9 protein-coding genes and 1 pseudogene are annotated in these 14,969 nt (G+C 53.4%); all 10 read right to left on the bottom strand.

Annotation, left to right across the window (positions count from 1 at the left end; all coding sequences use genetic code 11):
• Positions 1-255: 255 nt before the first annotated feature.
• The 10 genes and pseudogenes from NOC_RS09710 to NOC_RS09755 all read right to left on the bottom strand — a co-directional run bounded on the left by NOC_RS09710 (position 256) and on the right by NOC_RS09755 (position 14,963).
• A complete protein-coding gene (locus NOC_RS09710) occupies positions 256-1,065 on the bottom strand; it encodes an alpha/beta hydrolase (protein WP_002810891.1) in 810 nt (269 codons plus the stop codon).
• 31 nt (positions 1,066-1,096) lie between these two features.
• Complete coding sequence (locus NOC_RS09715; protein ID WP_011330771.1) at positions 1,097-3,583, bottom strand: hypothetical protein; 2,487 nt, start codon at positions 3,581-3,583, stop codon at positions 1,097-1,099.
• A 212-nt stretch (positions 3,584-3,795) separates the two neighbouring features.
• Complete coding sequence (locus NOC_RS09720; RefSeq protein WP_306420274.1) at positions 3,796-4,209, bottom strand: RNA-guided endonuclease InsQ/TnpB family protein; 414 nt, start codon at positions 4,207-4,209, stop codon at positions 3,796-3,798.
• 5 nt (positions 4,210-4,214) lie between these two features.
• Positions 4,215-7,421, bottom strand: coding sequence for a type I restriction endonuclease subunit R (locus NOC_RS09725; protein ID WP_002810086.1), 3,207 nt, complete (start codon positions 7,419-7,421; stop codon positions 4,215-4,217).
• A gap of 3 nt (positions 7,422-7,424) precedes the next feature.
• Entirely contained in the window at positions 7,425-8,438 is a 1,014-nt protein-coding gene (rhuM, locus tag NOC_RS09730; RefSeq protein WP_002808783.1) for a virulence protein RhuM/Fic/DOC family protein, read from the bottom strand.
• A 191-nt stretch (positions 8,439-8,629) separates the two neighbouring features.
• Positions 8,630-9,595: an Abi family protein gene (locus tag NOC_RS09735; protein ID WP_011330772.1), complete on the bottom strand. Its 966-nt coding sequence runs from the start codon at positions 9,593-9,595 to the stop codon at positions 8,630-8,632.
• A gap of 44 nt (positions 9,596-9,639) precedes the next feature.
• Positions 9,640-9,843 (bottom strand): annotated as a pseudogene (locus tag NOC_RS09740) (transcriptional regulator); the annotation flags it as partial.
• A 146-nt stretch (positions 9,844-9,989) separates the two neighbouring features.
• A complete protein-coding gene (locus NOC_RS09745; RefSeq protein ID WP_002811032.1) occupies positions 9,990-11,441 on the bottom strand; it encodes a restriction endonuclease subunit S in 1,452 nt (483 codons plus the stop codon).
• Positions 11,431-13,980 carry an N-6 DNA methylase gene (locus NOC_RS09750; RefSeq protein ID WP_002810249.1) on the bottom strand — a complete coding sequence of 850 codons (2,550 nt, stop codon included), beginning with the start codon at positions 13,978-13,980 and terminating at the stop codon, positions 11,431-11,433. The genes NOC_RS09745 and NOC_RS09750 overlap by 11 nt, the downstream gene beginning before the upstream one ends.
• Positions 13,981-14,057: 77 nt before the next feature.
• Positions 14,058-14,963 (bottom strand): 5'-nucleotidase, encoded by a 906-nt coding sequence (locus NOC_RS09755; protein WP_172633688.1) that lies wholly within the window; start codon positions 14,961-14,963, stop codon positions 14,058-14,060.
• Positions 14,964-14,969: the final 6 nt, after the last annotated feature.

Raw genomic sequence — 14,969 nt, forward strand, 5'->3', positions numbered from 1 at the left:
AGGGTAGAGGCAGATACAATAGGTAAAAATACCTATTCTAGCGATGCCAAAAAATTTATTTTAAAAGTGAATAAAACGTTTTCTTTAGGGAAGGAAGAAGGCAGGAATTTAATACTATAAGAAGTTATAACACAGGATGGTTGAAGGCGTTTTTTACAAGAAAAAATGCCTAAAAGATAGGGGCGTAAAAATACCTCTTTTATGACTTCAAAAGTTAAGCCAACAAGGAATAAATTCTAGGCGAGTGAAAGAATTCTACTCCAAAATAGAATACTGAGGCGCCTCGCTGGACTTAAGCTCCCTAGCAATAAATCTATAGACTGATTCTGAATATTTATATCCTCCATGGGAGTCGATAACCTGCCTGCAGTTGATTACTTTAACATTCGGAGAATGGGTCATGATCAGCGCCGGGTCTTCAGGCCCGGAATATCCTAGCGCACGGTCCCACTCCGCGCCTTTGAAGGCGAACCGCAGCACCTTGTCATGTCTTGAATGGAAAACATACACACTATCGCAGGCTTTGGTGGAGGAAAAATATTCTCTTGAATATTGAATTGACTCATCCTCAACGGCCGAAGCCATGCTATATAAGTTATGCAGCCTAGCGGTGGTGTCCATCCTTAAAGCAGACAAAATTACCCGAGTACCCATGCTATGGTCCATGACATCGATAGCCTGGGTCACCTTGGTCAGTTCAGCAAGCCAGCGGGCGACCCGCGGCGCCACGGCTCCGGCCCGTCTCCTTGCTTTATAATAGTTCAGTGGTTCCGATCCGCCAGGCCAGGTATAACCGACAATGTCATCATAATTTCCTTTTAAGTAACGGTGTACATTATCTTGAATAATCGAGTATGCCCGGCAAACATCATCTGCTTCATTGTTATATCCGTGGATGAGAAGCAACAGCCGCTTGTCCTTCATCATATCAAAGAAAATGGCTTCTTCTATGAGAGGGGAATCAACCGCTGGATCGGGATCATCCAATACCACATCCTTGATTTGATCTTTATTAGACAATCTTTCGCCAGCCCAGAAATTTTCTCGAGAGCTCATCATATACATGGCGATTCTCCTTGGGTATATCCAGGAAACGCTAAAGTCCTATGGTAAATACATCAACCAGCCGGAACCTAGGACGCTCTTTATCCTTTGGAAAAGATTCAACAGGTTGATCAATGCCGATCACATAGCCCGTCAGGGTATTCGAAGTGAGTTTAAAGCGGATGAAATGACGGTAAGCTTCGAGGCGGGCGCCTCCCCCCGCTTCATTATTATGGCCATTAAAAGCCAGCGCCACCGCCAAATACCAGCCAAACCAGACGCAGCTCAATATCCCTCCCACCAGAAACGCGGCGGCAAGGCGAATCCACGTCACTTCCACAGCCTCCCCCCAACCCGCCATCAGCATGGCAGAAACACCTACCAGCAACCAGATAATCAGCAGTTGGCGGCCCAGCTTTTTCTGCTGGAGACAATTTTCATTCACCAGGGAATCCCGGGTCATCATCCAAGCAGCCAATAGCGTTGCCAGGAAGGCGCCGCTCACTACCATGAAAATGGTTATCCAAGAACTATAGATAACCAACAGCACAGGCACGCTAATTTGTAGTATGGCGTGCCAACACCCCAACGCGGCAAACCATAATTTTCCAGCCCGTTCATGCAGACTACCCCCCGCAACCACGGCAAAAAGAATGAGGCCACCCAAGGTCAGCATCAAGATTGAAGTCGTCAGGATATCGGAGAACACCACTGATAACGGATACCGGCCGTAATGCCACAAGCCATAACAGGCGCTTACCGCCGCAAATAGCATCAAAATCCACAACGGCGTGTAATTCCATTTTATTATCCGGTGGGACTTAGCGCGCTCGAACAACATATTGTCATAGCGGCGGCTAATAACGAGACTAACCAAGGAAGCCAGCAAAAACAGCAACACCAATAAGCTGGCTAGAAAAGGATGGGGATTGCCACCAGGGCTCCAATAAATAAAAAACACAATAGGTGCAAAAAGCGCTAAATGGAAGCCAATAAATTGATAGTGAGCCCAAATCCAGGCTTTCCGTCCCCGCTCCATTGCCGCTTCGAAAAAGCTCCTCGTTCGAAGCGCGCTAACACTTAACAAAGCGAGTAATAAAAGAGCATATATCAAATCCCACCCATAATCCTTGGTAGGATTAACCTGTTCGATGGCCAGGGCCTCTTGGATGCGGCCAAGCAAACTGCTTCCTTCGTTTTGAAGGGGCCTTTGCTCTTCAGGAATCAGTTTAAAGATTGACCAACTGCTTTCGGGAATGGCCGCCGCAAAGTAGGTCATCAGCGCTATCAGTGCGCCAGCTAGCCAAATATAGCCTCCTTGGAAAATATTCCAGGGCATCAAAAGGCGTCTGGTCATCAGCTGATGGGATACTTTCCGGGGAGGATAGAGCTGATTCTCCGCCACCTCCTCCACATCAGTGTGGGACGGATGGAGAAAGGCGCCGCCGCCGCCCGCAACCACCGAGGCATAGTTGGCGCGCGTATGGGCGGACTTATCGGCGGCACCCTTGCCCCAGTAGCGAGCATAATGATGAATGTCTCCCGAGATATCGAGCCGGCATTGGGAGCGGGGCAAATTGCCCGCGTTGGATTTCAGAAAACTAGGCGCTAGATCCAGTTTCTTGAAAGTCCCAACAATGGCCTCTTCTTCCCTTGCCCATTGCCCAAACTTGGTGGTGGGCTCCGGGGTGGCCACAATCAATTTATCGGGTGCTTTCCGTGCCGTCTTACTCTCCGCGGTCGCCTCGGAAACCCCAGGATTACAAAGAGACAAGAAAAAGGCGGCCTGCCGCCGATCGATCTCCCCCGCTTGGGTATCCAATCCCCAGAACCACCAGTCATAGGGCAGTTTTAATGCCACATAGCTGGCTTCCTGGATACGCTCGAAACCCTTGAGACTCAGCTGAGGCCCGGCGCCTTCGGTAGCTTGTGCATGTTCCTGATTAAAGGGCTTGAGAAATTGGCGATTAAATCCATCCAGGGCATCGTAATAATCATGGTTGCCGGGTATTCCATAAATCGGCCGCCGGGTTTCAGGACGCGTCTCTGGTCCAAAGATATCCTCATAGGCCCAGTTAAAAGGCCGTTGAAATCTCTCCGCAAGGGTCGTGTAATCGGCAATATGATAAGCGGTATCCCCTCCCACAAACAGGAATTCGCCCCGTGGCAACTTGAAGGTATTTCCCCCGCCACCGATTAAGGAGACTGTTTTGCTTTCTTGATCCCTATCGGGGGGGGAATTTTCGTTTGGAAGCCAAAGATCGTGCTGGCATAAATAGGCGATATTGTAAGTGGCGCATTGCCCATCGCCAGAGTCGGCTAGATAATCAAACCAAAAAGCTTCCTCTTCCGGTGCCTCCCCATGGCGAGAGATAATTTCGGGGCGCATCCAGTCACGGGAGTCAAGCTTGTCCCCAAAGAAGGCGTACATCCCAATCCATTTGAGACCCGCAATCAACTGACGTCCAAAAAGCCAAGCCACAGGCCCTTTAAATGTTCGGGCCGATTTTGATCGCGTTAACTTTTGCCTTTGGAACATAACCACCTCCCCGCCTTTATGATGAGCAAAGAGTCGTCCTAACGCCTCCTTCTCACTTTCCCATCGAAGAAAAAGAAGGAAGGGTAAATTTTCTATAGACTAGAATCGGGCTGAATACCAGTTATTCCTTCCGCCACCCGCTCTGCCAACGCAGACAGAGTCGCAACGGGGTTAGCGCCTACGGCGGTAGGCACGTTGACATCCTCCCCGCCCTAAAGGACGGGGATTCCTCCTGCGAGACGGCGATGCCCCGCCGCGAGAATGTTCATGGCTGCATTCACGTCTCTATCGTGATGCGCTCCACACTCAGAGCATGACCATTCTCTTATTCCAAGTCCCGCCCTACCTTTCGGACTGCTGTCGCTGATACAGCCACAGCACGAACAAGCTTGGGTAGTGTACGCTTCGTTGATGTCTATGAACTCGGCTTGCATCGCTTTCGATTTATAATCAAGCTGAGCTTTCAGCATGAACCAGCCTGCATCCAAAACAGATTTGGCCATTTTGGTTTTAGCAAGGCCGGAACTGCTGAGATTACCCACAACGATAAATGCGTTTTCACGAACCACTTGGGTTGTGAATTTATGAATAGAATCTAAACGCCTATTTTTGATCTTGGCATGGATAGCCTTTACCCGTTTTTTCTTGTTAGCGCGTTGCGCTTTTCATCCGATAGTACCTCGGCTTGCTGCAAAATCAGCTCTACCGCTTCCGGGGCCTTGTCCGGCGGATATTTGTACCGTTGCAACGTTCGGCGCACCAGAATCCGCAATTTTGCCCTGATGCTTTCCCGCACCTGCCAGTCCACGGTAGTGGACCTGCGCAGCTTGTCAGTGATTTCCACGGCGATTTTCTTCAGCGTCTCATCACCCAACTCCCGCACCGCACTCTCATTGTTGGCCAGGGCATCGTAGAAGGCTACTTCATCCGGGTTCAGGCCCAGGGCTTCGTCGCGCTCCAGTTCCGCCTGGAATTGCTTGGCCATGGCGATCAGCTCTTCTATCACCTGGGCGGTTTCAATGCCCCGGTTGTTGTATTGGCGCAGGGTCTCTTGCAGCCGATCAGCGTATTTCTTCTCCTGCACCACGTTATTGCGGGTTTTGGCCTTGATGTTGTCTTTCAGCAGCTTTTCCAGTAGCTCCACGGCGAAATTCTTGTAAGGCATCCGCCGCACGTCTTCGAGGAATTCCTCCGAGAGCAGGCCGATGTTAGGTTTATCTAATCCGCACAACGCAAACACGTCGGTCACGCCTTCCGCCACCAGGGCATTGTCCAGGATCTGCTTGAGGGCGGAATTTTTTTCCTCCTGGGTCAATTTCTTGTCCACGCGGGTGTGCTTGGTAAGGGCAGCCTTCACCGCCGATAGGAAAGCGACCTCCTTATGATAGGCCCGGGCCTCCTCCAGGGTGCCACACAAAGAGTAGGCCATATTCACAGCAAGAATCGTATCGAGGAAACGCTTCTTACCGCCCTCAAGGCTCAATATATAGTTGGCGGTGGGAATCAGCAATCGGGTCGCCTCATGCTCAAAGCTGCTGTAATCAAAGCCAGCATTTTGGGGTGTCTTGGCAAACAGCCCGTGGATAATGTCCAGCTTCTCCAGCAGCACGGCAAAGGCTTCTTCCGCGCTGTGGGTCGGCTCGCCCTTGCCCTTGGCGTCGGTATAGGTTTTCAGGGCTTGCTTGAGCGCATTGGCGATACCGATATAGTCCACCACCAGCCCGCCGGGCTTGTTCTTGAACACCCGGTTGACGCGGGCAATGGCCTGCATCAGGTTATGGCCTTTCATGGGCTTGTCCACATACATGGTATGGCAGCAAGGGGCGTCAAAGCCGGTGAGCCACATATCCCGCACAATCACCAGCTTGAGGGGATCATAGATGTCCTTGAAGCGCTTCTCCAGTCGTTTCTTGGTCTGCTGGTTGTAAAGGTGCGGTTGCAACAAGGGCCTGTCAGAGGCGGAGCCAGTCATCACAATCTTGATGGCCCCTTTCTCCGGGTCCGGGTCGTGCCAGTCCGGGCGCAGGGCGACAATCTCATTATACAGATGCACGCAAATCTCCCGGCTCATGGCCACGATCATGGCTTTACCGTCCATGGACTGAGAGCGGATTTCAAAGTGCCGCACCAGATCGGCAGCCACCTGCTTAAGCCGCGGCCCAGACCCCACCAGCTTTTCCAGGCGGCTCCACTCGCCCTTGGTTTTTTCCCGCTGGCCGAGGTCTTCCTCATCCTCCACCACTGCTTCCACTTGGTCGGATAATTTCTCAATCAGCTCCCGGTTGATATCCAATTTGGCCAGCCGGGATTCGTAATAGATGGGCACGGTAGCCCCATCGTCCACCGCATCCTGAATGTCATAGATGGACACATAATCGCCGAACACGGCGCGGGTATCCTTATCTTCATTGGCAATGGGGGTACCGGTAAAACCGATAAAGGAGGCATTGGGCAGGGCATCGCGCATGTGCTTGGCGTAGCCGAAGGTGTAGCGGCCATCCTTCTTCAGGGTGGCCTTAAGGCCGTACTGACTGCGGTGAGCCTCGTCGGAAATCACCACGATATTATGGCGGTCGTTGAGAATGGGATGATCGTTCTCCCCATCCAGCAGGGCGAATTTCTGCACCGTGGTGAAGATAATGCCACCGGATGCCCGCTCGGCCAGCAAGCGGCGCAGGGTATCCCGGTCTTCCGCCTGCACCGGTTCCTGCTTCAGCAGTTCCTTGGCGGCGCTGAAGGTGGCGAAGAGTTGGCCGTCCAGATCGTTGCGGTCGGTGACCACCATCAGGGTCGGGTTGTTCATCTCGGGCTGTTGCAGCAGCTTGCCCGCGTAGCAGCACATGGAAAGACTCTTGCCGGACCCCTGGGTGTGCCAGACCACGCCGGCCTTTTTGCTGCCCGGCACCAGGTCATCGGCGTAGGTGGCGCGCTTTTCACCGGCCCAGCGCTGCCTGGGCTCCTGGGCGGCAATCACGGTGGCCTTCACCGCTTCCCGCACCGCGTGGAACTGGTGATAACCGGCAATCTTCTTGCTCAGGCGACCGGAATCCGTCTCGAAAATGACGAAATAACGAAGGTAATCCAGGAACAATTCCCGATCGAAGAAACCCCGCACCAGGGTTTCCAACTGCCAGTCCAGCAGGGGCTTGTCGTCCTCGTGCTTGAGAGTGCGCCAGGGCATAAAGCGCTCCTGGTTGGCCGTAAGCGAACCCACCCGGGCATGGTAGCCGTCGCTGATTACCAGCGCCTCGTTAAAGACGAACAGCTCGGGGATTTCGTCCTTGTAAGTCTGAAGCTGATGGAAGGCATCCCAGATGTCCACATTCTCGGCATGGGGGCTTTTCAGCTCCAGCACCGCCAAGGGCAGGCCATTGATAAAGCAAATAATATCCGGGCGGCGCAGTTGCTTGCTCCCCAAGAGGGTGAACTGATTGATGGCCCGGAAGCGGTTGGCGTTCAGATCATCGAAATCGATCAGCAACGCCCGGTCGTGGACTATTTTCTCTTCCCTTTCCCTCACCCCGGCCCTCTCCCAGGGGGAGAGGGAGGATAGGGTCTTGTATTCAACCGGCACCCCTTCCAGCAGTAACCGGTGAAAGGCTCGATTGCTGACCACGGTATCCAGGCTTTCGGGCTTACCAACCACCGCCACTACCTGCTCGATACAGCTTTCCGGCAAGTGGGGGTTGATGCGGCGAATGGCCGCTTCCAGATCGGCCAGTAACCATACTTGGCGGTAATCAGCACGCCCAGGCGCCAGATCGGAGCCGTGGGCCAGTTCCCAACCGCCCTCGGCAAACCAGGCCAGGCATTGTTGTTCCAGTTGCTCTTCGGTCATTCCTCAGTCCTTATGCCCGGCGGGCTCCTTAAGCAGAATGAAATGCTCAATAAGCCGGATCATCAGGGTTTTCTGATCCGGCAAGCTTTCGGCCACCAGCAGCGCCAGGGCTACCAGGGTGTTGTCATTGATCAATTGTGCTACCGGTTTGGCTAATAGGTGCCGGTTGCGTTGCAGATACCACAAAAACAAAAATGAGCCTGTCCGTTTATTACCGTCCGCCAGGGGATGATTTTTGATCACAAAATAGAGCAAGTGGGCGGCGCGGCTTGCCACGTTCGGGTAGAACAACTCATCGCCAAAGCCCTGTTCAATGGTGGCCAAGGCCGAGGCCAACCCATCACCGCGAATCTGACCAAACAGCTCGGTGGCTTCGTCCTTGGCGATCAAAGTTTGCTTAAGCTCGCTAATGGCCCGCAGCGCCTCATCCAGCGCTAGCGGCAGCATATCGGTCTGCTTAATGCCGATCTCTGTCAAATGTTGTTCATCATAACCCTGCAGCAGGCTCCAGGAGCGGGCGTAATCGCTGATTACTTGGGCCACGGCTTCGCCTTCGGCGGAAACCATGCCTTGGTTGGCGAGCGTGCGGCTGAGCAAATTCACCGCCTGCTCGAACTCGATGCCCCGCTCAGCTAAGCGGCGCTGGTTGAGGGTGTAGCCCTGTACCAGATGGTCTTTGAGGACTTGGGTGGCCCATTGGCGGAACTGGGTGGCGCGCTTGGAGCTGACCCGGTAACCCACGGAGATAATGGCATCGAGATTGTAGTGTTTGATGCGGCGACGAACCTGTCGCGTGCCCTCCTGACGAACTACCGAGAAATCCTCGGTAGTTGCCGCTTCCTCCAGCTCACCTTCCTGATAGATGTTTTTCAGGTGTAAGCCAATATTGTCTGTCGAGGTATCGAACAATACTGACATCTGCGCCTGGCTCAACCACACCGTTCCCTGCTCCAGCGCCACTTCCAGCTGGGCCTGGCCATCGTTTGAGGTAAAAATCTGTATTTGCTGGTCATTCATCGTTCGCGGCCTCATCTCCTTATCGGGCCAAAGATAGAATGGAAAGTCAGCGCCTCTAGGCTAACAACCACCAACAATCTCCCTGTTGACACTTATCAAAATATCCCTATACTTCAATTTAATATGCCCGGCGCCTCTTCACAGTTTTCTGTGTACGCGTCGGCTCTCGTTTGTGGCCCTTTTTTCTCTCGCTAGCGCCATAGCTCCCACGTCTCCCAGCTTTCTGGCATTCCCATATCCTGTAAGCTCACGGTGCCCGACACAGTCGCGGGAAATTCTTGCACCAATGCCTGAAAGCGCTGTGCCCACGTCGAATTGGGGCAGATATTTCGCAACAACTTCTGGATCAGACAGAAATAGAAAAACGGTCGGGCGTTGCTCAGCGTTTGCCAATATGAATCATCGACCAGCGGTGCCGAACGCTCCAGCACGTTAATGTTCCACAGGCGGCTGTGATGGGCGGATACGTTACGAATAAAATTCAGGCTACGCACCCACTCGGCCAGGGTACCACCATCTGTTGCCCCGTACTTGGCGGCGATCCGGCCCTTATCGGCTGGTTTCATCCCCGCATAGAGCTTAGACATCATGCCGAAATCCCAGACCTCGACAGCCACCCAAATCGGCAACTGGCCGTACTTTTTGAGGTAATGCTCCACAAAAGGCTCGCGCCGGGCACGATGCAGATTCTGCTGGTATCTCTCAAGCCACACCTGATGCCATGTCTTGCCCTTGGCGTAACCCTTACGCTGAATCTGCTTGCTGAAATGGCCATGAAAGCAGTTAGGATTTTCATGGGCATGGATATCCTGCTTTCCCAGGAGGTGGGCGATATCCACCCGCAAAGCCATCTCGATGCGTTCCAGGGCGTCCAGCGCCAGCAGCCGCAGCTTCTTATCGAATACGTAGAGTTGAACCACTTCCCGGAAATGGCTGCCTGCAACAAAGACGTTACTGCGGCGATCAGAAATCTTCCCCCCGTCACCCTGCTGGCGCTCAAGCTGTCGAAAGGGATACCAGTATCCACTGAGCCGGTAATATCCGATGCGCTGAAGATAGCTCTTGGCGGCTTCGCAATCATCCACCTGTAACCCGCGCTCCATGAGGATTTCGAGCTGCTCCCCGAAGGGTTTCCATGACTTAGGTGTTGGCGTCACACAGTGGCCTCCGTAGCCTGCTCAAACTCGATGCCACACTCAGTGTAGTGTTTGATGGGGCGGCGAACCTGCCGCTTTCCTTCTTGGCGAACTACCGAGAAATCCTCGGTAGTTGCCGCTTCCTCCAGCTCACCTTCCTGATAGATGTTTTTCAGGTGTAAGCCAATATTGTCTGTCGAGGTATCGAACAATACTGACATCTGACTTTGGATGAGCCACACTGTCTCCTGCTCCAGCGCCACTTCCAACTGGGCCTAGCCATCGTTTGAGGTGAAAATCTGTATTTGTTGATGCGTCATAAGTTATTTCTTTCTTCCTTGAATGTGCTTGTGTGGATTACCTTATCCAATTTTCTTGTGAGCCGATTAGGTTAGCTATTCGGCTCAGAGGCCAGTCAGAGGAGGCTGTCCTCTGTGCAAGCGCTGACATCCATTTCGGATACCCGGCTTTCGGCGTCCGATATCGAAAGCTCACCGGAGAGGAGTTTGGGTAGGAGGGTGTCGCGTAATGTAGATAATGTGATTGATTCAAGCCGAAGCTCAATCTGCTTTTCCAGGATGTTACGTAAAGAGTTACCCGCGTCCGAGATAAGTTGCTCACAGGGAATAGCGCATAGAGCACGCTTCAGGTGTTCTCTTTTAATGTGCCCCATGGTGACGGCTTTGTCAGCTGCAATACGCTGAAAATCTTCAAGATGGTGCTGGGTGAAATGATAATAAAGCCATTTGGGGTGTGTTTCGGAGGTAACCTTAAATAGATGCTGGTTTAAGGCTGCTCTGCCTCCACACCATGTATCGACGAGTAGTGAGCCTGACCACGAAAAAACTACGTCGCCATTATCTATGATGCACTCGGGGTTGATATTTGGAGACGCTTTTTCTTCACCATCTGCATAGCCTTTTTTCAGTTGTGCGATTTTAACCACGGGCAGGTAGTCATTTTCATTCTCTGGCCTGAATTTTTGAAGAGCTAAGCCGTTTTTGTATTTGGCAATGTCATCGAGTGCGCGGCAACTCCACCCCTCCGGAATCTCCCCCAACTCACTATCTTGCATGGCCGACGGAAATAGCTCGGCGGTGGTGCGGAGTTGGGCGTATTGCTCGGGCTGTTCGGCCTGAAGGCGGGTGAGTTGTTCCGAGGATTTGCCGGAAATGGCCTGCATGGCGGCAAGCAGGGCGTCTTCCTGGCTGCCGCCGGCTTTCAGTGCGGCGATTTTGGCTTTGACCGGCTCGAAATCCACAAACCAACTTTTGAAGATGGCTTGGGCCATTTGTTCGAGGATTTGGTTGATTTGGTGGTTTAGACTTATTTTGTCGCTAATGCTCCAAAGGATATTTGCAATGGACTGTTGCAGGTTAATTGGCGGTATTCTAGTTTCGTATGAAGTTATTTTGTTTGGCGATGTGTGCAATATTTTTGTGCCAGTGGCACTTCCCGCCAAATAACGGTTGAAGTCATAAGAAAGAAAGACCCAATATAAAAAAGGCGCCCAAACTTTTTTGGGCTCTTTTACTATGAGCTTTCCCAACCGTTGGTTGTGAAGGTACACTTCATCGTCTTCTGGAATTATTCCCGGCAGTCCTAGAATTTCACCACCTGGGGTTTGGCACGTCATTGCAAGAAGAACATCGCCAGGTTGAAGTTGATACTCTTTGGGGTAGTCCTCTGTGTACCGCTTTATTCTAGTGCTTGAAAAACGAAAACCACCGGAATAATCAAAGTTTCCAATTGCTACAACGATAGGTCCTTTGATCACACTCTCAGCCATGTGCTTTCCTTTGAAGGCCCAGCCATGCTTAATCTCTATCAACTTCGATAATGTCACGAGAGGCCACTCACAACTCATATCCCAGCCTCCCCAGATTCCGCTTGATTTCAGCTTCCAATCGATCACTCTCGGCAAATTGCTCCCGCAGTTGCTCGGTCAGTCGCATCATTTTCTCGGCGAAGGGTTCGCCGTCGTCTTCCTGTTCCGGTGCGCCGACGTAGCGGCCCGGCGTCAGTACGAAGTCGTGCTTTTTGATGTCGTCCAGGCTGACGGATTTGCAGAAGCCGGGGATGTCCTGGTAGGTGGTTGCCCTCTTTGCACTCTTTGCCCTCACCCCCGGCCCCTCTCCCAGAGGGAGAGGGGTGTTTTGCTGACCCTCCCCTGCTAGAGGGAGAGGGGTATTTCGCTGGCTCTCCCCTGTTAGAGGGAGAGGGGTGTTTTGCTGGCTCTCCCCTGTTAGAGGGAGAGGGGTGTTTTGCTGACCCTCCCCTGCTGGAAGGATATGCTGATTCTCCCCTGCCGGAATGGCCTCGCTGCCCCGGTCGTCGCCCCGGGGCAAGGTGACGCGGGGTGTTGAAGCCCTCTCCCTCTGGGAGAGGGTTTGGGTGAGGGAAAGGGTGAGCGTGTTGTAGATGGACTCCAGTACGCCTTCCGTCTCGGTCAAAACCTGCCGGTTGTTAAAACGCAGCACTTGAATCCCTATTTCCTGGAGACGTTGTGTCCGACGGGCATCCCGCTGCCTTCCTTCAGGCGTCAGGTGCTGGCTGCCATCCAATTCGACCACCAGCCGGTGTTCATGGCAATAAAAGTCCGCGATGTAATCCTCAATGGGCTGTTGGCGGCGGAACTTGGCATTGGCCATCTGGCGATTTCGCAGCAGTTGCCAAAGCAGATTTTCCCCATCGGTCTGGTTTTTTCTTAGCTCGCGGGCGAATCGCAATAGCTTGGGTGGGGTTTGGCCCTTACCCCGGCTCTCTCCCAAGGGAAGGGGGGGAATACGCTGCCAGGCATGGAAGGTGTCGGCGATTTTGGCAATATCATCCAAGGTGAAGTCCCGCAGCACCCGGTCGCGCATGTAGCCCAGGTTGCGGGCGTCGATAAACAGGAATTCCCTGCGGCGGTCCCGCTTGCTCTCTTTGCCCTCTTTACCCTCACCCCCTGCCCCTCTCCCAGAGGGAGAGGGGTATTTTGCTGATTCTCTCCCGCTGGAGGGAGAGGGGTGTTTTGCTGACTCTCCCCTGCTAGAGGGAAAGGAGTGTTTTGCTGGCTCTCCCCTACTGGAGGGAGAGGGGTGTTTTCCACCGGCTTTGTCTTTGGTCAAAAACCAGATGCAGGCCGGGATCTGGGTGTTGGTAAAGAGCTGCCCCGGCAGGGCCACCATGCACTCCACCAGATCTTCTTCAATCAGGCGCTGGCGGATTTTCCCTTCGTTGTTGGTGTGGGCGCTCATGGAGCCGTTGGCCAGCAGCAGGGCCATGCTACCGGTGGGTGCCAGATGGTGAATCATGTGCTGCATCCAGGCAAAGTTGGCGTTGCCCTTGGGCGGGGTGCCGTATTGCCAGCGGGCATCGTCCGCCAGGGATTCGCTCCACCAATCCTTCATGTTGAAGGGCGGGTTGGCCATGACGAAATCGGCCCGCAGATCCGGGTGCTGGTCGTCCAGGAAAGTGTCGGCGTTCTTTTTGCCGAAGTTGAAATCGATGCCCCGAATGGCCATGTTCATGGCGGCCAGCTTCCAGGTGGTGGGGTTGGATTCCTGGCCGTAGACGGAGATATGCTTTTTTTGCTCGGCGGGATCGTAGTGCTGTTCCTTGGCGTGCTCCTCGATGAACTTGTCGCTGGAGACAAAAAAGCCGCCGGAGCCCATGGCCGGGTCGTACACCCGGCCCGAATAGGGTTCGAGCATTTCCACAATCAGGGTGACGATGCTCTTGGGGGTGTAATATTGGCCGCCTTGCTTGCCTTCGGCCAGGGCGAACTGGCCCAGGAAGTATTCGTATACATGGCCGAGGATGTCTTTGCTGTGCAGGTGTAGCTTCTCCCCGCCGTACACCGGCTTGGTGAAAGAGGTATCGGAGAAGGTATTAATCAGCCCCAGCAGCTTCTCGTTTTCCAACTGGTACTGGCTGATGCGGTTGAGGATGCCCCTGAGCTTGGCGTTGCTCTTTTCGATAGCTTCCAGGGCGTTATCCATCAGCCAGGAGACGGAGCGCAGCTTGACATCATTGCCCGCATCGTCCTGCCACAGCACGGTGCCCACGGGCAGCACGGCTTTTTCTTTCACGGTATTCCAGCGGGCCGCTTTGGGCACCCAGAATACGTTGGCTTCGCGATAGTAGTCCAGGATTTCCAGCTCGTCCCGCAACGCCTGCTGATAGTCGGCGTCACCGTCGTAGTCTTCGGGAGAGAGGTAGTAGATGTCGTTGCTTTCATCCTTGAACAGTGCCAGCAGTTGCTCCTGGCGCTCTTCAAAGGCGTCAGAGACGTATTTGAGGAAGATAAGCCCGAGCACCACGTGCTTGTAGTTGGCGGCGTCCAGGTTAGCGCGCAGCTTGTCGGCGGCCTTCCAGAGCTTATTGTCCAGGGACTTGAGAAATTGCTGTTCCGTATCGTTCATAAATGACGTTTTAACAAGAGAAGAGGTAAAAAAGGCGCCACTTTTCCTCGCGCCTGAAGGAGATAGCGGCCTATTTATCAGCCCTGATTGGAAACGCCGTGAGGTACATGGCCCGTGGTGACATGGCGGCTAGCGGATTCACAGTGGTCCTGCTGATCATCAAAGAAGATATCAGCGCCAAAAGCCTTCAAGAAATCTCCTTTATCCAACCCGCCCAGGAATAATGCCTCGTCAATGCGAATATCCCAGACCCTAAGCGTGCGGATCACCCGCTCATGGGCCGGTGCTCCCCGAGCCGTCACGAGGGCAGTCCGGAGGGGTGATTCTTCCGGTGGATATTCCCTTTGAATCCGCTGTAGCACCGCCAGGAAATTGCGGAATGGTCCCCCCGGAAGGGGTTGCCGGGCCGAAGTTTGCTCGCTTGTTTGAAAGGCCGCCAAGCCCTGCTCCTTGAAAACCCGCTCCGCATCATCGGAAAAGAGGACCGCATCCCCATCAAAGGCAATTCGTAGCTGAGACGAGTGAGTATTGAGGCTTGCTTTCGAGCGCACGATCGTCGCCGCGGCCACGCCCGCTTCCAGTGCCTTTTTGACATCCTCTGGATCGGCGGAGAGGAACAAATGGGCGCCAAATGCGGAAACGTACCGGTAGGGGCTTTCCCCGGAGGTAAATGCCGCCCGGGTCACCTCAAGCCCATGATGTTGAATGGAATTAAACACCCGAAGGCCGGTATCCGCATTGTTTCTCGACAGCAGTATCACTTCCACCCGTGGTGGGTTCGGACGCTTCTGGTTGAGAGCCAGGAGCTTACGCACCAGCGGAAAAGCCACCCCTGGCTCCAAAAGTACATCTTCTTGTTCAATCTGGTATTTACAATAGGAATCGGTCCCTTGTTCCTCAAATACACGATGGCTTTCGTCCAGATCGAATAAGGCCCGTGAAGAGATAGCAACAACCAATTTGTCACCTAGAGTAGTAGGCATAATCTT

The sequence above is a fragment of the Nitrosococcus oceani ATCC 19707 genome (assembly GCF_000012805.1).
Taxonomy (GTDB): Bacteria; Pseudomonadota; Gammaproteobacteria; order Nitrosococcales; family Nitrosococcaceae; genus Nitrosococcus; species Nitrosococcus oceani.

Bases quoted from the DNA above. Each gene is read 5' to 3' on its own strand.
- NOC_RS09710 (WP_002810891.1), bottom strand. From the start codon at position 1,065: ATGTATATGATGAGCTCTCGAGAAAATTTCTGGGCTGGCGAAAGATTG.
- NOC_RS09715 (WP_011330771.1), bottom strand. From the start codon at position 3,583: ATGTTCCAAAGGCAAAAGTTAACGCGATCAAAATCGGCCCGAACATTT.
- NOC_RS09725 (WP_002810086.1), bottom strand. From the start codon at position 7,421: ATGACCGAAGAGCAACTGGAACAACAATGCCTGGCCTGGTTTGCCGAG.
- rhuM (WP_002808783.1), bottom strand. From the start codon at position 8,438: ATGAATGACCAGCAAATACAGATTTTTACCTCAAACGATGGCCAGGCC.
- NOC_RS09745 (WP_002811032.1), bottom strand. From the start codon at position 11,441: ATGAGTTGTGAGTGGCCTCTCGTGACATTATCGAAGTTGATAGAGATT.
- NOC_RS09750 (WP_002810249.1), bottom strand. From the start codon at position 13,980: ATGAACGATACGGAACAGCAATTTCTCAAGTCCCTGGACAATAAGCTC.
- NOC_RS09755 (WP_172633688.1), bottom strand. From the start codon at position 14,963: ATGCCTACTACTCTAGGTGACAAATTGGTTGTTGCTATCTCTTCACGG.